17 protein-coding genes are annotated in these 20,125 nt (G+C 55.4%); 6 read left to right on the top strand and 11 right to left on the bottom strand.

Annotated elements, in window-relative coordinates; genetic code table 11:
* Positions 1-11 precede the first annotated feature (11 nt).
* On the top strand, positions 12-440 hold the full coding sequence (locus tag PJU76_RS06235) for a hypothetical protein (protein ID WP_271780917.1): 429 nt from the start codon (positions 12-14) through the stop codon (positions 438-440).
* On the opposite strand, the gene speA is transcribed toward PJU76_RS06235, so the two are convergent.
* The 3 genes from speA to PJU76_RS06220 all read right to left on the bottom strand — a co-directional run bounded on the left by speA (position 405) and on the right by PJU76_RS06220 (position 4,267).
* Entirely contained in the window at positions 405-2,318 is a 1,914-nt protein-coding gene (gene speA / locus PJU76_RS06230) for a biosynthetic arginine decarboxylase (RefSeq protein WP_271780916.1), read from the bottom strand. The two genes, PJU76_RS06235 and speA, sit on opposite strands and share 36 nt — an antisense overlap.
* A gap of 63 nt (positions 2,319-2,381) precedes the next feature.
* On the bottom strand, positions 2,382-3,791 hold the full coding sequence (locus PJU76_RS06225; protein WP_271780915.1) for a PhoH family protein: 1,410 nt from the start codon (positions 3,789-3,791) through the stop codon (positions 2,382-2,384).
* Positions 3,788-4,267 (bottom strand): peroxiredoxin, encoded by a 480-nt coding sequence (locus tag PJU76_RS06220; protein ID WP_271780914.1) that lies wholly within the window; start codon positions 4,265-4,267, stop codon positions 3,788-3,790. Before PJU76_RS06220 ends, PJU76_RS06225 begins: the two co-directional genes overlap by 4 nt.
* A gap of 117 nt (positions 4,268-4,384) precedes the next feature.
* Here PJU76_RS06220 and PJU76_RS06215 point away from each other — a divergent pair, with 117 nt between their 5' ends.
* From PJU76_RS06215 to PJU76_RS06205, 3 genes are all read left to right on the top strand, one after another.
* Positions 4,385-4,870 carry a Fur family transcriptional regulator gene (locus tag PJU76_RS06215; RefSeq protein WP_271780913.1) on the top strand — a complete coding sequence of 162 codons (486 nt, stop codon included), beginning with the start codon at positions 4,385-4,387 and terminating at the stop codon, positions 4,868-4,870.
* Positions 4,871-5,004: 134 nt separating this feature from the next.
* A complete protein-coding gene (locus tag PJU76_RS06210; protein WP_271780912.1) occupies positions 5,005-5,319 on the top strand; it encodes a DUF202 domain-containing protein in 315 nt (104 codons plus the stop codon).
* On the top strand, positions 5,319-5,684 hold the full coding sequence (locus PJU76_RS06205; protein WP_271780911.1) for a DUF202 domain-containing protein: 366 nt from the start codon (positions 5,319-5,321) through the stop codon (positions 5,682-5,684). The genes PJU76_RS06210 and PJU76_RS06205 overlap by 1 nt, the downstream gene beginning before the upstream one ends.
* A 16-nt stretch (positions 5,685-5,700) precedes the next feature.
* Here PJU76_RS06205 and atpC read toward each other — a convergent pair whose 3' ends face one another.
* Entirely contained in the window at positions 5,701-6,216 is a 516-nt protein-coding gene (atpC, locus tag PJU76_RS06200) for an ATP synthase F1 subunit epsilon (RefSeq protein ID WP_271780910.1), read from the bottom strand.
* A 2-nt stretch (positions 6,217-6,218) separates the two neighbouring features.
* Complete coding sequence (ligA, locus tag PJU76_RS06195) at positions 6,219-8,237, bottom strand: NAD-dependent DNA ligase LigA (RefSeq protein WP_271780997.1); 2,019 nt, start codon at positions 8,235-8,237, stop codon at positions 6,219-6,221.
* Positions 8,238-8,371: 134 nt separating this feature from the next.
* Between ligA and PJU76_RS06190 the strand changes: the two genes are divergently transcribed.
* Positions 8,372-9,064, top strand: a complete 693-nt coding sequence (locus PJU76_RS06190; protein WP_215849110.1) for a histidinol-phosphatase — start codon at positions 8,372-8,374, stop codon at positions 9,062-9,064.
* 14 nt (positions 9,065-9,078) lie between these two features.
* On the opposite strand, the gene smc is transcribed toward PJU76_RS06190, so the two are convergent.
* Positions 9,079-12,531: a chromosome segregation protein SMC gene (gene smc, locus PJU76_RS06185; RefSeq protein WP_271780909.1), complete on the bottom strand. Its 3,453-nt coding sequence runs from the start codon at positions 12,529-12,531 to the stop codon at positions 9,079-9,081.
* 61 nt (positions 12,532-12,592) lie between these two features.
* Between smc and queF the strand changes: the two genes are divergently transcribed.
* The gene (queF, locus tag PJU76_RS06180) at positions 12,593-13,018 is read left to right on the top strand and encodes a preQ(1) synthase (protein ID WP_271780908.1); all 426 of its coding nucleotides are present in this window, start codon (positions 12,593-12,595) and stop codon (positions 13,016-13,018) included.
* Positions 13,019-13,037: 19 nt separating this feature from the next.
* Here queF and PJU76_RS06175 read toward each other — a convergent pair whose 3' ends face one another.
* From PJU76_RS06175 to PJU76_RS06155, 5 genes are all read right to left on the bottom strand, one after another.
* A complete protein-coding gene (locus PJU76_RS06175) occupies positions 13,038-13,811 on the bottom strand; it encodes a DUF481 domain-containing protein (RefSeq protein ID WP_271780907.1) in 774 nt (257 codons plus the stop codon).
* A 433-nt stretch (positions 13,812-14,244) separates the two neighbouring features.
* The gene (locus PJU76_RS06170; RefSeq protein WP_271780906.1) at positions 14,245-14,571 is read right to left on the bottom strand and encodes a P-II family nitrogen regulator; all 327 of its coding nucleotides are present in this window, start codon (positions 14,569-14,571) and stop codon (positions 14,245-14,247) included.
* Positions 14,568-17,720, bottom strand: a complete 3,153-nt coding sequence (locus PJU76_RS06165) for a DUF2309 domain-containing protein (RefSeq protein WP_271780905.1) — start codon at positions 17,718-17,720, stop codon at positions 14,568-14,570. Before PJU76_RS06165 ends, PJU76_RS06170 begins: the two co-directional genes overlap by 4 nt.
* Positions 17,705-18,478, bottom strand: coding sequence for a hypothetical protein (locus PJU76_RS06160; protein ID WP_271780904.1), 774 nt, complete (start codon positions 18,476-18,478; stop codon positions 17,705-17,707). The genes PJU76_RS06165 and PJU76_RS06160 overlap by 16 nt, the downstream gene beginning before the upstream one ends.
* Before the next feature lies 1 nt (position 18,479).
* A complete protein-coding gene (locus tag PJU76_RS06155; protein ID WP_271780903.1) occupies positions 18,480-20,054 on the bottom strand; it encodes a proton-conducting transporter transmembrane domain-containing protein in 1,575 nt (524 codons plus the stop codon).
* Positions 20,055-20,125 lie beyond the last annotated feature (71 nt).

The following is a 20,125-nucleotide window of genomic DNA, read 5'->3' as shown; positions in this document are numbered from 1 at the left end:
GGAATAACCCGATGCCCACAGCCGACCTCCTCGAACGCAATCGCCTGATTTTCTGTCACTTCGACAGCTACAGTACCGCCCTGCGCTTCGTTCGCATCAACGACAGTGTGATGTTGCCCGCGTCACTGCCGGAGAACACCACCATGGTTGCAGCACCCACGGAGACCGGCGACACGCCCACTGACGTACTGCATGCGGTATTGGAGAAATTGAACATAAATCCCAGCCAGATAGAGCTGGACGACGCTTTCGAGGCTTGGCTGTCCACCAACACCGGTCCAATTCAGATCCACCTCGCCCGCTTCACGACATTTGAAGCCCCACACGAGGCAATCGCCCCCCACGATGGCGTTTTCAAGCCCATCAGTGAGCTGCGGCGCCTGCCGATGACGGAGTTGACGCTGCTACGTCAGGTCTTCAATCAGATCATGGGCGGTTAAATAGGTATAACCATGCAGCCCATCCGCAAACTGCTGTAGAAACTCGCGACGCTCCACGTCGCTAAGATGGCTGCAGGCTTCCACTTTCTTCTGATAACGGGCCAGCAGGTCGGTAGCGGAAAATTGTACGTATTGCAGGACGGATTCCACCGTGTCCCCCGCCAGCGGCTGCTCCAGACGCATGGCGCCCGAGGCATCACAGAGTACATTGACCGAGTCCGTGTCACCGAACAGATTATGCATATCCCCGAGAATCTCCTGATAAGCACCGACCAGAAAAATACCGAGGAGATAAGGCGCATCCGCCTGTAGCGCATGTACCGGCAGCGCCGGTGTCAGGCCTTCGGCCGTGACGTACGCATCAATCCTGCCGTCGGAGTCGCAGGTGATATCTTCGAGACGAGCCCGCCGGGTCGGTTCTTCATTCAGTCGTTGTATGGGCAATATCGGGAAAATCTGATCAATGGCCCAGACGTCGGGCAACGACTGAAACAAGGAAAAGTTAACGAAATATTTGTCCACCAGCTTTTCGTCGAGTTCATCAAGAATATCGCGATGCGCGCGGTTGTGCGGATCGAGGAAGCCGCGCACCCGCCACAGCACTTGGGCATAAATGCCTTCAACTTCGGCGCGCTCTTCAATGTGAATGATGCCGAGGTTGAATTGCTGGTGAAGCTCCGCCAGCAGATAGAGGGCCTCCTGATACACTTCCAGCGCCGCGGCGGCGTTACCCTGATTCAGCCGGGTGAGCAGACGGCCCCATTCACCCGCCATCAGGTCGACCGAAGGTGTTGACGACGGATGCTCTCCGGTCGCCACCTCCACATCGGTGACATTAGCCAGCAAAATGGCGTGATGCGCCGTCAGCGCCCGGCCCGATTCAGAGATGATACGCGGCTCCGGCAGCCCCTCCTGGCGCGCCACATCAGCCAGCGTGGCGACGATGGCATGGGCATAGTCGGAGACATGATAGTTCGTGGAGCAGTACGCGCGGGAGTGCGTTCCTTCATAGTCCACACCCAATCCACCGCCCACATCCACGACTTCCAGGGCTGCGCCCAGGCGTCGCAGTTCCGCATACAGGCGGGCACACTCGCGCATGCCGCCTTTGATGAACTGAATATTGGGAATCTGGGAGCCGAGGTGGAAGTGCAGCAATTGCAGGCTATCCAGCACATTTTCTGCCCGCAGACGGTGGACGAGTTCCAGAATGTCCGCCGTAGACAGGCCGAATTTAGATTTTTCGCCGCCGGTATTCTGCCACTTGCCGGAACCGGCGGATGCCAGCCGCGCGCGCACCCCGATCCGGGGTTTAACACCAAGCTTGCGAGCCTCATTCAGGATCAGAGGCAGTTCAGAGGGTTTTTCCACCACCAGGTAGACCTGCATGCCCAACTTCTCACCCGTCAGGGCCAGACGAACATACTCTTTGTCTTTGTAGCCATTGCAGATGATGGTGCCGCCCACCGGCGTCAGTCCGATGACCGCCAGCAGCTCCGGTTTGCTACCTGCCTCCAGACCGACGCTACCCGCACCGGCACGCAAAATTTCTTCTACGACGCGCCGCTGCTGGTTGACCTTGATCGGATAAACGGGCGTGTAGCTGCCGCCATAGTCGAGGGCGCGGATGGCATCGCCAAACGCGCTGTGCAAGCGTGCAACACGATCCCCGAGAATCTGCGGAAAACGGAGGAGGCAGGGTAAAGCGAGGGAATGCTCACCCAACTCCGCCGCGACATCGGCCAGCCCAATGGCGGCACCCTGCGGATTGGCATCGGGACGAACGACAATCTGTCCATCCGCACCGATATCGAAATACCCCTCGCCCCAATGCGGCAGGTTATACAGATGGCGACTATCCGCGACCGACCATGTCATGCGCTCACTCCCCCGATGCCCTGCGCGCAGTCTACGGGCTCAGCGGGTCAGGAGACAAGGGGATCACAAGGCATCATTGGCAAAATCCGCCAGACGCGAGCGCTCACCACGACGCAGGGTGATATGTCCGCTGTAGGCCCAGTCCTTGAAGCGATCCACCACATAGGTCAGACCTGAGGTGGTTTCCGTCAGATAGGGCGTGTCGATCTGGGCAATATTACCCAGACAGACAATTTTGGTCCCCGGACCGGCACGGGTGATCAGGGTTTTCATTTCCTTGGACGTCAGATTTTGCGCCTCGTCGATAATGACGAATTTCTCCAGAAAAGTACGCCCGCGCATAAAACTCATGGATTTGACGCGAATCCGCTTATTGATCAGATCCTGCGTCGCACTGCGCCCCCAACTGCCGCTCTCATCACTGCCGCGCGCCAGAATTTCCAGGTTGTCCTCCAGCGCCCCCATCCACGGCAGCATTTTCTCTTCCTCCGTGCCGGGCAGGAAACCGATCTCATCACCCACCGGTACCGTCGCGCGGGTGATGATCACTTCCGAGTAGCGCTTCTGCTCGAAAATCTGATGCAGCGCCGCCGCCAGCGTCAGCAGCGTCTTACCCGTACCTGCATGACCCAGCAGAGTGACAAAATCGATGTCCGGATCCATGAGTAGATTCAAGGCAAAATTCTGCTCCGGATTACGCGCCAAAATGCCCCATACCGCGTGCCGGTCACTCCGATAATCTGTTATGCGCTCGATAATAGCGTGTTCCGGATGCACTTCACGGACGATCGCGGCGAAGTCCTCGACCGTTCCTTCCAGTGTGTTGAGTGCGATAAATTGATTGGGGTGCCAACTCTGAATGGCGGGGCCGCTGATTTTGTAATAACTCCGCCCACTCTCCTGCCAGGCGTCCAGATCACGACTGTGCAGATCCCAGAAATCGGCGCTCAGCGTCTCTGCGCCGGTGTAGAGCAGGTCCACATCGTCCAAAGCACGATCGTTCTGGTAATCCTCCACCCGGATGCCGAGGGTGCGCCCCTTGATGCGCAGATTGATATCTTTACTGACGAGAATCACATCTTTTTCGGGATGACGATTCTGCAAGGCCAGAGTCACGGCGAGGATTTCATTGTCCGCCTTGCCACTGGCCAGATCTTCAGGCAGCGCCTGCTGATGCGCAGCGGTCTGAAAATAAAGTCGCCCCTGCGCATAAGGCAGCGCCAAACCACGATCCAGATCAGCGGTATCCGTCAGCATCTCGTCCAGATAACGGCTGACCTGACGCACATTGCGCGCCTGCTCGCTCAGGCCTTTTTTGTGCTGATCCAGCTCCTCCAGCACGACCATCGGCAGCAGGATGTCGTGTTCCTGGAAGCGGAATAGCGCTGAGGGATCGTGCATCAGCACGTTGGTATCCAGAATGTAGAGACGCGCCCTCACCGGGCTTGAACCCCCCGCTTCCTGGCGACTCATGGTAATTGCTTGACGATGTCTAGGATGGCGGCTGCATGTCCGGCGGCCTTCACCTTACGCTCGACGTAGGCGATTTTGCCTTCCCGGTCGATCACGAAAGTGCTGCGTTCAACGCCAATGCCCACCTTGCCGTAATTGTTCTTCTCCTTGAGCACATCAAAGGCCTTGCAGAGCGCTTCATCCGTGTCGGCCAGGAGCGGAAAAGGGAAGTTAAACTTGCAGGAAAACTTTTCATGGCTGGCAAGCGTATCACGGGAAACACCGAGAATTTCCGCGCCGGCGGCCTGAAATTCCGGGTAGAGTGCCGTGAACTCCTGCCCTTCTGTCGTACAACCCGGCGTGTCATCCTTGGGGTAAAAATAGATCACTACGACCGTTCCGCGCAGGTCATCGATGCTGATGGAGGATGCCTTACCATAGGCCGCGGCACGAAACTGAGGTACAGGTTGACCGATGCTGATGACTTCTGAGGACATGAGGAACTCCTGAATGGGACTGACTGAAAATCTAGCGCGGCAGATGGGGCGCTGTCCAGGGAAGTAACGCAGGGTCATCGCTTGCGCCCTCCCGGCCTTCTGCTCTAGCATGACTTTATGGCGCATTTATCACTCCATCCCACTCTCCCGGCGGAAGTTTCCGATGCCGAGGCAGCGCAGCGTCTTCGCGCTATCGGGCAGCGCATCACGCGTTTACGGGTAGCGGTCTTCAAAACACTGCTGGCAGCCGAGCAACCGCTCAGTCACCCCGAGGTGCAGCAGCGCCTGGAGGCGTCGGAGACAGGGGCGGTTGACCGTGTCAGTCTCTACCGCAATCTGGAATGGCTGGTACAGACCGGACTCGCCCACCGGATCACGGCAGACGACCGGATCTGGCGCTTTAGCGCCCACCGTGATGAAACGACCACCCAACACCCGCATTTCCACTGTGTCGCTTGCCGCCAGGTATTTTGCCTGCCCGAAAGTAGTGTACCGACGCCCCGACTGCCAGCCGACTATTCCATGATTGAAATGGAATTGGTGGTCAACGGGGTCTGTGCCCAATGCGGGAAGGAACCGCCAAAAAAAACCAGTCAGCACTGAGCCCATCAGAATTTTATTTTCCGCGATAAAAAATCATTGCCTCAGGAATGGTTTTCCATCCGGTCGCCTTGCCTTATAATGTGATGGCCGCGCCACCGCCAGCCACCTTCATGAAAGGCACTTAAGAGGGTACCATGCGCCACCTGCCCTATGATGATTACGATAAAAAAGAGATGGTTCTGCGTGACTTTCTTGCCATGGACAGAACGGTATTTGCGGGCACTCGCACTTTTCTGGGCTATATTCGTGTGACCTTGACTTTGATCATCGCCACGCTCATTTTTATTCGTGTATTCAATGGCTATGTTGAGGACCATCTGTTTTATCTGGGCTTTATTCTCGCGCTGATTGTCCTGGCCGCGGGCATTTCTCTTTATCTGAAAATTAAAATGCACTATAAAAATTTGCAAAAAATGGAAGCCTACGAAAAGACAGAAGATGATCTATAATGAAATCCCGATTCCTATTCAACCACCTGGATGCGCATCGCGATTATTTTCATACCTATCCAAAAAGTAAATTGGTACTCCGTGACTGGCTCGCGCTGGACCGCACAGCAGCGGCCAACCGGCGGACTTTATATTCTTTTTTGCGCACCATGCTGGACCTGGCCATAGCGGGTTTGGTATTGATTCACTTTTTTAACTATCACTCCGTTATTATTCTCGGTGTGCTATTCATTTTGTTATCAATGGTTATTGGCGGCTTTAGCTATTTCCGATTCTTACGGGTTCAAAGTCACTACCATAAGTTTTTGCGAGAGTCTGGGGCGCACTTTCCACCTATGCTGGCGCGCAAAGACCACCATTCCTAATCTGGGCCCAGGGCTCTTAATCTTCCAGCTCTTGCGCATTCACTTTTGGCACATTCTGCAAAGGCGGACGCTCCCAGTCGTAATCACTCGTTTTACCACCCCGTTGTTCGCATGCCTGATAGCGCTGATAGGCGCTTACTTTCGCCAGCTCTCTCTGCAGTTCCAGCTCGGCGCGGGCAAAATCCATGGGAGGTACGGCACCTTTCGCCAACGTGGCCTGGGCATCTTTAATGCGGCTCTGTGTATCATGGAGATCAATATCCATGATCCGCAGACTTGCATTGGCGAGTATCGTCACGATATCAGGCTGAATCTCTAACAACCCGCCCTCCAGAAAAAGAATCTGTGCTTGACCATCGGCTTGGGTAATGCGCAGCTCCCCGGCGCGCAGCCCCGACAGCAAGGGCGCATGCCCTGGCAGAATTCCGATCTCGCCCAGCTCCGCCGGCACTGCCGCGAAACGTGCCATACCGCTGTACACTTCGCCATGCACATCGACCACATTGATACGGAATGTTCCATTCTGCTGCATGCTTATTCCTTTTTTGAAAGCATCGCCAAAAATTGTGCTTCAGTGAGCTGTTTCAGGCCCAACCTTGCGGCTTTTTCCGCCTTGCTGCCCGCCTCTTTACCAACAACCACGTAGCTTGTTTTAGCGGAAACGGCGCTGCTGACTTTTCCACCCCTATTTTCTATGGCGACTTTGGCATCTTCCCTGGTCATGCTGTCCAAAGAACCAGTGAGTACCAGGGTCATCCCCTGAAAGCACCCGCCTTTTTGCGGTTCGACGACATCCCAATCCAAACCACCAGCCCGCAACGCCGCGATCACCTCCAAGTTATGGGGCTGGGCAAAAAAATGTACGATAGATTCCGCCACTATGGGTCCCACGTCGGGAATATTCTGCAAGACTTCCGGCGTCGCCGCCAGTAAGGGTTCCAAGTCGCCAAAATAGGCTGCCAGAGATTTGGCCGTGCTTTCTCCCACTTGGCGGATACCCAGGGCGTAGAGGAAGCGAGAGAGGCTGGTATGACGGGATTGCTCTATTTCCGCCAGCAGTTTTTGGGCGGAGCGACTGGCCATGCGCTCCAATCCGCAAAGTGCGGCCTCATCCAGATGATAAACATCGGCTACGGAGTGCACCAGACCTCTCTCGACCAGTTGCTGCACGAGTTTCTCGCCCAGGCCCCGGATGTCCATCGCCTTGCGCGAAGCGAAGTGCTCGATAGCGCCCATCCGCTGCGCCGGGCAATACAGCCCACCCATGCAGCGGTGCGCCGATTCGTTGGCCAGACGCAAGACTTCCGAGTCACAGACCGGACAACGAATCGGCATTTGCCAGGGTTGTGCTGCCGCTGGCCGTTCTTCCTTGAGCACCATGACCACTTCGGGAATCACGTCCCCGGCACGGCGCACCAGTACCGTGTCGCCCACGCGTATATCTTTACGATCCACCTCGTCCTGGTTATGCAAACTGGCGCGGCTCACGGTCACGCCGCCCACCTGCACGGGCCGCAGGACAGCCACCGGCGTGATCACGCCGGTGCGCCCCACGGAAGCCAGGATATCTTCGACCACGGTACGCTCTTCGTGCGCCGGGAATTTATAGGCAATGGCCCAACGTGGTGCGCGGGCGGTGAAGCCCAGGCGCTCCCTGGCCGCCAAATCATCGACCTTGAACACGAGGCCGTCTATTTCAAAAGGCATGCCTTCGCGTGATTTCTGCATTTCATTGAAATAGCTTTCACATTCCATAAGATGGCGAACATTGCGCAAGTAAGGCGTCACTTCAAAACCCCAGACAGAGAGGCTGTGCATTATCGTGCTGTGCGCCCCCCCCAGTGGCGCGCTGCTTTCTCCCCACCCCCAGGGAAAGAACGCCAGCGGGCGTTTCGCCGTCACTTTGGAATCCAGTTGCCGCAGGCTGCCCGCTGCCGCATTGCGTGGATTGGCAAAGGGATTTTCTCCCCCATGCAGGCGCTCTTCATTCAATCGCTGGAAAGCCGCCACGGGAATCACCACTTCCCCGCGCACCTCCAACAGATCCGGCCAGCCCTTGCCCGCCAGTTGCAGAGGAATATTGCGGATGGTGCGGACATTGGCGGTGACATCTTCGCCACTCTGACCATCACCGCGGGTTCCAGCCTGCATCAATTTGCCATCCACGTAACGGATGTTGACCGAAAGGCCATCAAACTTGGGTTCAGCGCTCAGCGCGACCTCTTCAAGGTGCAGACCTTTTTGCACACGTCCCAACCAATCACGAAATCCATCCTGATCAAACACGTTATCCAGGGAAGTCATCGCTACGGTATAGCGAACTTCGGTAAAGGCCTCCAGAGGCGTCGCCCCTACCCTCTGGGTCGGCGAATCGGCGCTTTGCCATTGCGGGTTACGTTCCTCCAGGCGGCGAAGTTCGCGCAGCCGTGCATCATATTCCGGATCACTCAGAGTCGGTGCATCCTGCTGGTAATACGCTTTATTGGCGGCCATCAATTCGGCACGCAACAACTGGATACGCTCAAAGTCCGTAGGCTTGCCCTGCGCCACCATCCGCTCCTTCTTTCGAGATATAATACCCTGCGCATGCACCTGTTGCGCCCAACCCCTGGAATTATACCAGAAAGCATATTTGCGGTATCCTAGCGCGGCATTTGCCATTGCCCACCTCACTGGACGGAGAACCTATGGCCCTCACTCTTTTTGATCTGGACAACACGCTGCTCTCTGGCGACTCCGATCATGCCTGGATGAAATTTCTCAGCAGCCGCGGCATTGTGGACGCCGAGTGCTTCAATCATCGCAATGACCAGTTTTACGCGGACTATATGGCGGGCACCCTGGACATTCAGGCTTTTCTGAATTTTCAGCTTACCCCTCTGGCTGCGCACCCGCGTGCCCAGCTCAATGCCTGGCACCGGGAATATCTACAGGAATGGGTATTACCGATGATTTCGGATCGCGCCCGCGCCCTGATCGAGGATCACCGCCGGCAAGGTGACCTGTTGGTCATCATCACCGCCACGAATCGTTTTGTAACGGCACCCATTGCGGAAGAACTGGGTATTGCGCATCTGCTCGCGACGGAGCCGGAGGAAACGGCGACAGGGGAATTTACCGGCCAGACGGTCGGTGTCCCCTGTTTTCAGGCGGGCAAAGTGCAACGTTTACGGGACTGGTTGCAGATGCAGGGACTGGGCTGGGAGAGCGCTCTGCAAAATAGCACTTTCTACAGTGATTCCCACAATGATCTGCCTTTACTGGAAACCGTCACCCACCCCGTCGCGGTTGACCCCGATCCGCGTTTGCGCGCCCTCGCCGAAGCCCGGGGTTGGCCTATTCTTTCGCTGCGCCTGGAGCCTGTCGAACAACGCGCCTGAATCCTGAACGCGCATTAAGGCGCAGTTTCCTCACGGCGCGCCGCTTGCGCAAGCGTATCGGCCACTTCAACCCGTACAATACGGGAAATACCCGGCTCGGTCATGGTAACACCCACCAGTTGCTCGGCGACCTGCATGGTCAAACTGCGATGGGTCACAATCAAAAACTGGGTCTGTACCGCCATTTTCCGTACCAGATGGCAGAAACGTCCGACGTTGGCATCATCCAGCGGTGCATCCACTTCATCCAGCACGCAGAAAGGCGCGGGATTCAAGCGGAACAAGGCAAATACCAACGCAATGGCGGTGAGCGCCTTCTCACCGCCGGAGAGTTGCTGCAGACTGGCGTTGCGCTTGCCCGGCGGTTGCGCACGCAGGACCAGTCCCGCATCCAGCAGGTCTTCGCCCACCAGACTCAGTTGCGCCTGCCCGCCACCAAAAAGAGTGGCAAAAAGCTCCTGTAAGGCCTGGTTGACCTTATCGAGGGTGTCACGAAAACGGGCGGTCGTTTCCTGATCCATGGCCGCCATCGCCTCTTCCAGACTTTGCAGGGCGGATTCCACATCTTCGACCTGGCTCAGCAAATTACCGCGGCGCTCTTCCAACTCCTGCAATTCTTCCTCGGCAGCAAGATTCACATTGCCAAGACGAGCGATAGCCGTATTGATCCGCGCTATATTTTCTTCGCAGCGAGACCCATCTGGACAGGGTCCGGGGTCTCCACCCAAATCCTGTGCGAGTAGCGCGGCACGTTGCTGATATTCTTCCAGACGCGCCTGCAGACCTGCCAGTTGCTGATCGGCGGCAGCCCCGGACTGTTGCAGGGTGCGCAGCCGTTCCTCCAACCGGTGACGCTGGCTTTCTTGCTGACGAATCTGCTGCTCTGCGCTCTGGGCCGCGCTCTGCAAGGTCAACAACTGGGCATTACGCTCGGCCCGTAAACCCGCCACTGCCTCCAGTGCCGCCTCCATTTCCGGCAACTCTGCTTGCAGGCGGGCAAGCTCCTCGTTTCCCTGAGCCGCCGCCATGGCAAAGTGATCCCTTTGCTGTTGCAGATCCACGGCACGGGCAACGGCGGCCTCAGACTCAGCCTGCAAGCGCTGTTGCTGGACTTCCAACGACTGGCGTTTGTCCCGCGAGCGACCATAGGCCGCACGCAATTCACCTGCCCGGCGCCGCAACCCATCGGTCATCCGCTGCGCGTTTTGTACCGACTGCTCCAAATCCTGCCAGCCGCGTTCATCGACAGCCAAATCCTGACGCAATCCCTGCATCCGTGCTTCTAATGTGGCCCGTTCGTTACTGAGTCGCCCGAACTCAGCAACGCGTTCTGCCCGTTGTCGATTTTCGGTCTCCACCCGACTGCGCAGACGGACGAGGGATTCCCGCTCCTGGGCGCTTTGCCGACTCAAGGTTTGCCAGCGGCCATCTGCCGTTCGGAGTTGCTCCTGTGCGGCCCGTGCCCGTTGTTCGGCGTCCGCCAATGCAGCATGTGCGGTCGCGGCCTCGGCCTGCGCCTGACGAAAACGCTCGCTATTTTCCGCCAGCTCGCGGCGACATTGCAGCAGACTGGCGCCATCTTCATGTTCTGGATATTCCATCCCCGAGCGATGCACCAATATGCCCTGTGGCGTAATCCAGGCCTCCCCCGCCTGCAATTGTTGACGCTGACCGAGGGCGAAGGTCAAATCCGGAGCCATGCGCAGCCCCCACAGCCAGTCACTTAGCCCCAGGCCCAAAGTTTCTGGTCTTTCCAAGGCCCGTACCAGTGCATCTTGCGGCAAGTCGGGTGGTAACGCCGCGCTCTTCCACAATATGCTACCCTCAGCGACCGTACTGTCGCCTTCCATCACGGCGGCGTGCAGGCGACCACGCAACACCACCTCCACCGCATGTTCCCAGCCAGGCCGCACCTGTATCTGGTCCACCAGTCGGATGCTCGCCGTGTCATTGTTCACAGCCGGTTTTTGCAGCCGTCGCAGCAGACTCTCCAGCGCCTTTTGCCGGGCCCCGCACTCCTGCACCCTGGCCTGCGCGCTATCGCGGGGTTCGCGCAAAGCAGCGGCTTGGGCCTGAGCCGTTTCCAGGGCGTCACGTTGCCCCTGAAGCACGGTTGCGGCCTCTTTTAACGACATTTCCCGGGATTCACAACGTGCTTCCAAGGCTGCCAAGGCGGGGCGTTCTGAAGGTGTTTCCGCAGACTGCTGTTGCAAGCGACGTTCAATATCCTGCAGGCGCGGCTCCAGTTCACGGATTTGCGCCGTCGTTACGTCCCTTTTGCGACGCAGTTCCGCCAAAGCCTGCTGCTGTTGCTGACGTTCCTGATCCTGTTTTTCAAGCTCGCGCTCCGCTTCCTGCCGTTCGCGTCGGGCACGCTCTTCTTCTTCGATCAACGCGTGCTGATCTGCGGCCAACGTCTGCAACCGCTGCTGCCGCTGACTTTCGCTCTCCGCCTGACGTGCTTGTTCAGATTGGATTTTCTGTTGCTGTGCCCGCTGCTGATCCACCCCACTCCGACAACGTTGGATCGCCGCCTGCTGTTCCCGAAGCCGATGCATCACATCGCTTTGCCGGGCCTGCACCTCATACAGTTCGCCTTGGGCGACGGCGATGGCGTCCTGGCCATGACGTTCTTCCACGCGCAATTGGTCCAGCAATTGCGACACAGCGATAAGATGCCGTTCTTCCTGCTGATGGCTTGCTTGCAGCGCTGCGCGCCGCACCGCGGTCTGTTGCTGCTCCGTTTCGAGAAGCTCCACGCGAAGGGCCACGCTCCAGCACTGCCATTGACGCTCCTCTACTCGTAGAGCGCGCAACTTTTGCGCCGCCTGGGTTTGCCGCTGCAAGCGTTGCCATTGACCATCCATCTCGCCGTGAATATCGTGCAAACGCTGGAGATGCTCCCGCGTTTCAGCAATGCGTTGTGTGCTTTCCCGGCGACGCTCCTTGTAACGGCTGATGCCGCCTGCTTCTTCGAGAATGGCGCGCAAATCGTCCGGACGCGCTTCAATAATGCGCCCGATGGTTCCCTGCTCAACGATGGCATAGGCATTACCGCCGAGTCCCGTGCCGAGAAACAAGTCGCCCACATCGCGCCGTCGACAGCGGGCACCGTTAATCCGGTAATGACCGTCGCCCTTGCGATCCAGACTGCGCTTGACGCTGATTTCGGCCGTCTCAGCAAAAGCGCCGGGGGCCGCCCCATCACTGTTATCAAAACGCAACTCGACCATCGCCATTGGGGCGGCCGGGCGACTGTCGCCCCCATTGGAAATCACATCGCTCAGAACGCCGCTACGCAGCTGGCGCGCCGAGGATTCACCGAGCACCCAGCGCAAGGCGTCGACCGCGTTGGATTTGCCGCAACCGTTAGGCCCGACGATCACCACCGGATTGGCGTCGAACTGAATGCGCGTGTTTTCGCGGAAGGATTTAAAGCCTTGGAGAATAATGGCCGAGAGGCGCATGAAGGGATATTCTTGCTATAGTATGCCGAATCGGTGAAGCACAGATAATGAGGAGTTCCGGATGCCCAGTCAACCCAGCAAAACTTTAGAGCATTTTCCCAATCCTCACCCCGAGCGCGACTATGTCGTGCACATGGATCTGCCCGAATTTACCTGCCTCTGCCCCCTGACTGGACAACCAGATTTCGCGCACTTCATGCTGGATTTCATCCCGGATCAGCACAATGTCGAGCTGAAATCCCTCAAACTTTATCTCTGGAGCTTTCGCGACGAAGGCGCCTTTCACGAGGCCATGACCAACCGCATCGCTGACAATCTGATCCATCTGATCAACCCGCGTTATTTGCGCCTATTGGGACGCTGGTATGTGCGCGGCGGCATCACCACCGATATACTCATTGAGCACCGCCAAACAGGGTGGGAAAATCCGCATCTACTCAGTCAATTGCCGCCCGTGCATTGGGCGCAACACCAGCCAGGCTATTAACGGGCACATCTACGAGTTACTAAAAGTGGTACATCAAATCCGCCGTAGTAATGGTATTGAATTTTTTATAATAGCTGATCACGGGAAACTCATTATATGAGGCGGTATAAGATAATTGTAAATTAAAATTTCCATACAGTTGGGATTCAAGGCTGGTAATCGATTCATAAGTATTATTGTTGGCTGTTGATAGTAGCGTGGTTACAGCTTCCTTGAAAGTTGCGTGATGGGTCAGGTGCCATCGATAATTAATCGCCAGCCGGACGGCTGGACTTATTTGATGTTTCTGACCTATGGGTTGATCTTCCTGAGCACCGATACCTCCTTGGTAATCTAAGGACATGGTCTTATTTAAATGTATGACATTACCTTCGCCTATAATTTCTGTCAGGTGGTAAAAGTATCCATTAAATTGATTGCGATCATAGCGGATATTGGCGAAAACGTAGCGAATCTTTGGTTTAAAGTAATATCGAGTTTGGTTTCCCAACACGAGGCGGTTGGCATAAATGGCCGACGATGCGGCAGTGTAATTGTAACTCACGTGTGCTCGATCTTGCCAATGATGCTTTTGCCAACGCACCCAATCATGACTATTGAGATTTAAAGAAGGGAATGTTCCAGTGGCACTGGAAAGCCCAAATGCGGCGCTACCCGACCAGGGCTTCAAAGTTTTGGCCATAGCGCCGGTGATGGATGCTACCCATACGGGAAATACGAGAACCAAAACAAGCATTGCGCGTTTTCCATATTTATTATGGAATGGCATTTGGGGTGTTTCCGGCAATCGCATATACTCTCCTGTTCATTATGGATGGGATATTTTCATTCACAACGATCGTCGGATATGGACTACGCTTATCCGATTATCTTAAAAAATTACCTTGTGCACAATCTGCTGTATTAATTAATATTACTGCATCAGAATACCGATAATGATTCATTTTATCAAGGCGGAAATCGTCGACCACTACAACCAACACCCCAAGAATATAAGAAAAATACGTAAACGATAAGCTTCAGAAGCTGCCCAATCTGTCCAACGCGCCCAGATCGACGAAATCCGGCGTGCGACAGGACACCTGCTGTTCGTGGAATCCATGAAAGGGATCGCACCACAGCGCAGACTCTCTGGCTATCGGTTGTTGCTCAAGAGGTATGTGAGCGGGGAGCTACGGCAGGATGAAGCGCGGTACACCCCTTCGGGGCCACCGCTTGATTGATGGTTAATTCTTGAACTTCACCAGACGACTGACCTGAATATCGGTCACGAAAACCACTCCAGTGTGTTTCTCAAAGAAAGGGGCGAAGCCTGCCAGGATGGGAGGCACCAACTCCTCTGGAACAGCCACAATGATCATGATCAACACATCATCTTCGTTAAACATGACATGCCCATCATAAATACCGTGACTACCCTTTCCGGAAAGATTGCCGACAATGGTGTATCCCTTTACACCAGCACGATCTAACAGATCCGTAGCGAAGTCTTTGTGGGCACCTTCCATGATGACCTCCAACTTCTTCAGTGGGCTCAGATTCAGGGTTTTCACGCAATATCCTCCATAAGGGGCTGACTCATTGACAACTCGGATCGTTCCTGCAAGCGGAACGCGCCATCATCCAGCACATAGGCACGATACGCGTCTTCCGGGTCCATAATAATGACTCGCACCCAGGCACCGCCCACCAGCGCCTTAATTTTCACCAGATTACCGACCGCTTTCTGCACAAAGGGCAGCGGCGCTTCCACGAGCACGATCAGACGTACCGGTTCATGATAAGGTTTACCGTCCTTGAGGACAGTCTGGGTAGGCAAGCCGGTACGCAAGTCACTCTGATTACCGGTCATCACCGCAAATCTGCCGGCCACATTATGATACGCTTTGCTACCACTACCATAGTGCTCGGTATCTACCACCGAAAAATAGTGTTCCAGGTTGATCCATTCGCCGACCACCATAGGACTGGACAAAATCGTCTCCAGAAGACGTCCCTTGGGATCAAGGCGATAGTCGTACGAATGCAGAAAAGCCCGGCTTTCCAGATTCAGCCCCTCTGTCAGTTCGCGTTTGCCCACAATCGCATAGACATTCCGGGTCAGCCCCCACTCCGGACGCACCTGAGACCAGTCATGCGCCTGCCGCCGAGCCATCATTGCCGCCGCGTAAGGTTCCTCAGCCAAGCGTCCAGAACCACCCAAGGTGGGCATACGTTCTGCTGCCGAGCGTCGGGAGGCGGCAGAAAGACCATTACGCAAACGCTCCAGATAGAGCAGATGCCGGGCCGGTAACAAATCGATATCCATGAGCTCGACCGCGTCCGTCGTGGTGTTGTGAACGGCGGGGATGAACCAGGAATCCTCTGGAATGACTATACCTAAGTCACGTAGACGTCGCCTGACTTCCGGCTTGTTGGCCATGGCGGCAAAAACACGCGCATTGGGGAGGCCCTTACCGCCACCACAGGCTCCACAATCCAAAGCTGATTCATAAGGATTGTTTTGGGTCTGACTTTCATGCGCCACCATCAGTACAAAGCGGGAGAAATTACGATTCAGCCCAACCAAAAGAAGCGATTGAGAAACATAACGAACCTGTTCATCCACACTAAAGCCGATGCGTCCGAGGCGCTCCATCTGCAAACTCATTTCATGACGCTCTACCCGATAGATATCACGAAGCTTCTGGATAAATGCCGTTTCATCCTGATCGCTAATATGTCGCCTCTGCGCCAAGTCGCTGGGGCCCTGTGCATTTTCGAGGGCAATTTCCCGCAATTGCCGGACATCGTCATCGGTCACCTGATCACGGGGTATGTTCCACTCCTTGATCAAGGCACGAACAATCATGGCACGTTGTACCGCACGCAAAATAGAATCCGCCTGGTCATGACTCAGCTTATCCAGCAGCAGGCGCGTAACGGGTTTATCCGCATGCAGACGGTCGTGCAACTGGTGATAAATAAGCGGTGCCACAGTCTTGCCGATCAATCCGAGACTAAATATCAAACCGACGGCTTCAACGGCCACAAACGGTGAAAGCACAGATCCCTTGAGGTCGTGCAGGATATGTTCCAGAGCGCCATAAAGAGGTTCCTCTTCGAGCTCCAGTGCTGCAGGGATCTCGAGAATCAGGTTTTTGGGGGTTTGAATCGCAGGACAAAGGTGTACTTCAGTGCCTTTGCCGTATCCCAAAAAACTGATCGGAACGCCAAAAAAGCCACCGATGCCAAATGTCTCATAATCACCAATAGCCTCCAGATGCCGACGCATAGGCTCGGAGCGCACATCAATACATAACATGGCCTGAGCAAAGGGGCGTCTATCTACTGGCGGAGCCGAGGCTTTGGGAATATTGACCCGATTGATCAGCGCCTTGATGTAATGCGTTTCCATGGAGCGCAGCCAGACAAAACCCTCTCCCTTCTCCCAGGTACGCATAATCTCCATAAATTTGTCCAATTGCGCAGGAGTCATCGCCATCAGCTCTTCCTCCGCATCTCCACCCATGGTCGCGGCCAGTAGACGCAGATGGGACGCCTGACGCTCGCCCTCCCAACGGGATTTGTTGTCCATATAGGCATGGGCGAGTTTTTCAAAACTGGGGCGACGGCGACGAGCCAGAGCATCCTCGACACGATGGGCCCACGCCGGAAGGATGGATCCGGTATGTAGTTCAAGACGCAAATAAGCCCCCAGGGGATCGGCATGAACAAATTCCTGCACCGCCTCGGCGTTCGCCGGACAGCCATGATGCCGGACCGCCTCCTGCAGAAGCGCCATCCCCAGAACCATCCGCACCGCCAGAAAATCCGTTAGATCCGCCGGAAACTGCTCCGCCCAATAGTAATGTCTTGCCGAGCTCCGATAGCGAATAAACCCGGCCCACCCATGCAGGCGAGTCAATTGTCGAGTGATATATCTCTGCCAGGACTCCTCAGGTATTTTGAGCCGTTTCAGGATGTGCGCGACCATTCCCTCGGGGGTCTCTCCAGACTCCAGCAGCTGTCGCAACTGCAATCCACGCAAGAAAAAACGCACATTGTGCTGCGCCACCTCCTTCCAGGCAGCAAAAAATCCCTGGTCACGTCCCGGTGCCTGCCAGGCGGATTGCCCCTCATCAAAAAAATCCAGACAACTCTTGATGAGGAGTTCGTCCAAGGTTTGGCCGATATCCGTTCCAAATAGACGATCAATGTTGGCGTAAACCGGACCATCCGGAGCAATTTTATCAGCGAGTATCACACCAAGCTGAAGCTGCTGCGTGTCCCTATTCATGGTCGTTGATCGACCATGCAGAACATCATGAAGCAGCTGTCCGTTAAGCCAGTCCGCCTTCGGTACCACCTGCTCACTCTGACAAAGCGTCAGTAAAGACCAAAGCCACTTCCTGAGCGCCACGCCGGGCAATACCCCGGGAAGTGCGCTCAAGAAATCATCAAGATACTTTTCAAGCTTGGCATCATCCACTTTTCCGGCAAGGCGATATTCTTGGTACTGACTTCTTGAAAGATATCCACGACCATGGAAAAGTGTGTTGCCTTCTTCTATCGCTGCTTCAAAAGGCAGATGCTCAAGACCAAAAAGCGGATTGTGATGAATGAAGGTGCGCATCGGCCAGAACCGTGGAATTGGTTCACTGGCCACATAAATCATCGAACGAACTTTGAGCCGGTCGCCCAAGGTTAATTCATTATCCATGCGCCCCCCAAAAAAATGCCTCCAACCGCAAACAATCCCAGAACGAGGCCGCCCAACCAGGTGCCGCCCACTGTCAGATCCTCAAGTAACTCACCTCGGTAGATACCGAAGAGTAAATCCTGCAAAAACCGTCCTACGGCCCAGCCCCAAAGCAACAAAACCAGAAGTCCCCCTGGAATCCATACCAACGGCAGAGCCTTTACCACGTGGAGTAGGATGAAAAAATTGGGGAAAATCGGCGTCGCCGAAGCCGCGAGGGCGGTGAGCGTGATCAGCGCGGAAAGACGGGGTAAGACCGTCGCCAGTCCACCCCTCAGCCCCAGGTAGGCACCCCCCATCCGCTGCTCGAGAAGCCCTGCCCAAACCAGCATCAGCGCGCCGGGGATCGACCAAGCCAGCGCAAATGACTGTAGAGTCAGGGGATCCAGGTTCTGCCCATGCAGCAACCAGGTCAGTGCGAGCCCAGACGTCGTCATCAGCCGAGCCCAGACCTGCACTTCACGGGTACTAGCCGCACGAAAGGCGTAGAACACTGCCGTAAAAAGCGCTACGAAGCGCAAGTTGGGGTCCAGCCCAGCCGGTAACGCCTGCCACGCTCCAGAATGTATCAAAAGCAGCAAACCCAATTGTGGAAACACCAGAATAGCCAGAGCCTGCGCCCAGAATCCCGGAGCGCTGGCAAGCAGCTTGTTAAAAATCCAGCTTAAGGGAAACCACGGAAGCAATGTCCCGGCCATGATCCAGACCAAGATATCCATATCAGCACCACCGTAACAAAATATTCAAGCGATGCGAAAAAACCAAGAGAAGCTGCGTCAGTCTTGCATAAAGATCGTTCACATATAATTCCCTGGAGAGTAGGGCATACATCGAAAGATAAGCTCCGCGCCAACGTCCCTTATCGACACGGTCCCACCAGCCGGAAGAATCGGCAAAGAAAGTCAGTGCCCAGCCGCCAACGAATAAAAAGGCAAGAAGAATGACCAGCGTATCGAAAGCGAATGCATTAATACTGGCGGCGGCATAAAGCTTTTGGCTGACGCCATGCGGGTAGAGCAAGCTACTAAAATAATGACTGATCAGAGTGTAACCGATCACAATGAGCACGAACGATCCTAATATCCCACCCATCAGCCGCCACGGATTAGTGTGGGTCATCTTATGGGTTGCAAATAGTGCCTGCGCTCCAGTTACCCAGCCGAAAAACAGAAGAATGACGACGCCCTGCTCGTAAAGCAATCCCGAAGACACAAAGAAATGGGACAAGCTCAAAACCGCCACCGGCACTAGAATGGTCAGAGCCGCCGCCGCGAGCCAAGGCAGGCGGGAAGGCTTCGCCGGTCGCCGCTCAACAATGGCGGTGTAGATGGAATCGGGGGGTACGCCATCGTGGGCACGTGCTTCACCGATGACATTTCCCGCACCCAGAAACATCGAGCCCTTGAAAAAACCATGGGCTATCAAATGAAAAATGGCGAGGGGAAAAGCGCCCACGCCGCACTCCATGACCATGAAACCCATCTGCCCCATGGTGGAATAGCCCAGAGAGCGTTTCACATCATTTTGAATCAACATCATGGCCGAGCCGATAATCGCCGTGACCAAGCCCACTATGAAAGCCATGTGCAGAGCGCCGCCCGCATACTCGAAAACCGGTGCGAAACGATTAAAAAGAAATCCACCGGCATTGACGATACCTGCGTGCATCAATGCGGAAACCGGGGTCGGTCCGTCCATGGTATAAGGCAACCATCCATGGAGTAAAAACTGTGCAGAGCGGGCGAAAGCCGCAAAAGCCAGAAGAAAACCCACCAGCTCCGGAATAGATAGTCCCCAAAAAGTATGAAGATGAGGATTTATCCGTATCTGCGCAAAAATAACCGGCAAGGATATGGAATGATAGGTTTTGATCAACACAAATGCGGCTAACCAAAGCGGCAGGTCGCCTGCCCGGTAAGTGATTTGTGTCCAGAAGGCATAGCGCCCCGCTGCGGGTCGGTTGGTATCATGGCCGAGGAGAAAATAAAGAAGCACACCGACGAAGAACCAGGCCACCAGCAAGGTAACCAAATCTGCCGCAGAAACCATGAACAGAATGATCGCGGTCATTAAATCCAATAAGGCAAAGAACCGTGTATAGTTCGGCTCTTCAACCATGTACCGTACCGAGTACATGTGTACTAGAAAACTAATTCCACTGACAAACACCCACATGATCAAACTGAGGGGATCCAACCAGATGCTGCCCCAATGGATACCGATATATACCACTTGCGAATGGCCAGCGACCACATAGTAGCCGAGCATGCCCAGCGACAGAAGGAAAGTGAACAAGGTGGCTATCACGCTGACCCGTGCAGATATTCTGCGTTTTGAAGGCAGGAAAAGTAATATAATGATTGCCG

The organism is Acidithiobacillus ferriphilus, assembly GCF_028215975.1.
Classification (GTDB): Bacteria; Pseudomonadota; Gammaproteobacteria; order Acidithiobacillales; family Acidithiobacillaceae; genus Acidithiobacillus; species Acidithiobacillus ferriphilus.
This window is presented reverse-complemented; position numbering and strand designations above follow the sequence as displayed.

What these genes read in the sequence shown, in the direction of transcription:
- PJU76_RS06160 (WP_271780904.1), bottom strand. Translation starts at nt 18,478, where the DNA reads ATGGATATCTTGGTCTGGATCATGGCCGGGACATTGCTTCCGTGGTTT.
- PJU76_RS06165 (WP_271780905.1), bottom strand. Translation starts at nt 17,720, where the DNA reads ATGGATAATGAATTAACCTTGGGCGACCGGCTCAAAGTTCGTTCGATG.
- speA (WP_271780916.1), bottom strand. Translation starts at nt 2,318, where the DNA reads ATGACATGGTCGGTCGCGGATAGTCGCCATCTGTATAACCTGCCGCAT.
- ligA (WP_271780997.1), bottom strand. Translation starts at nt 8,237, where the DNA reads ATGGTGGCGCAGGGCAAGCCTACGGACTTTGAGCGTATCCAGTTGTTG.
- PJU76_RS06225 (WP_271780915.1), bottom strand. Translation starts at nt 3,791, where the DNA reads ATGAGTCGCCAGGAAGCGGGGGGTTCAAGCCCGGTGAGGGCGCGTCTC.
- PJU76_RS06235 (WP_271780917.1), top strand. Translation starts at nt 12, where the DNA reads ATGCCCACAGCCGACCTCCTCGAACGCAATCGCCTGATTTTCTGTCAC.
- PJU76_RS06190 (WP_215849110.1), top strand. Translation starts at nt 8,372, where the DNA reads ATGGCCCTCACTCTTTTTGATCTGGACAACACGCTGCTCTCTGGCGAC.
- PJU76_RS06220 (WP_271780914.1), bottom strand. Translation starts at nt 4,267, where the DNA reads ATGTCCTCAGAAGTCATCAGCATCGGTCAACCTGTACCTCAGTTTCGT.
- queF (WP_271780908.1), top strand. Translation starts at nt 12,593, where the DNA reads ATGCCCAGTCAACCCAGCAAAACTTTAGAGCATTTTCCCAATCCTCAC.
- PJU76_RS06215 (WP_271780913.1), top strand. Translation starts at nt 4,385, where the DNA reads ATGGCGCATTTATCACTCCATCCCACTCTCCCGGCGGAAGTTTCCGAT.
- atpC (WP_271780910.1), bottom strand. Translation starts at nt 6,216, where the DNA reads ATGCAGCAGAATGGAACATTCCGTATCAATGTGGTCGATGTGCATGGC.
- PJU76_RS06175 (WP_271780907.1), bottom strand. Translation starts at nt 13,811, where the DNA reads ATGCGATTGCCGGAAACACCCCAAATGCCATTCCATAATAAATATGGA.
- PJU76_RS06210 (WP_271780912.1), top strand. Translation starts at nt 5,005, where the DNA reads ATGCGCCACCTGCCCTATGATGATTACGATAAAAAAGAGATGGTTCTG.
- PJU76_RS06205 (WP_271780911.1), top strand. Translation starts at nt 5,319, where the DNA reads ATGAAATCCCGATTCCTATTCAACCACCTGGATGCGCATCGCGATTAT.
- smc (WP_271780909.1), bottom strand. Translation starts at nt 12,531, where the DNA reads ATGCGCCTCTCGGCCATTATTCTCCAAGGCTTTAAATCCTTCCGCGAA.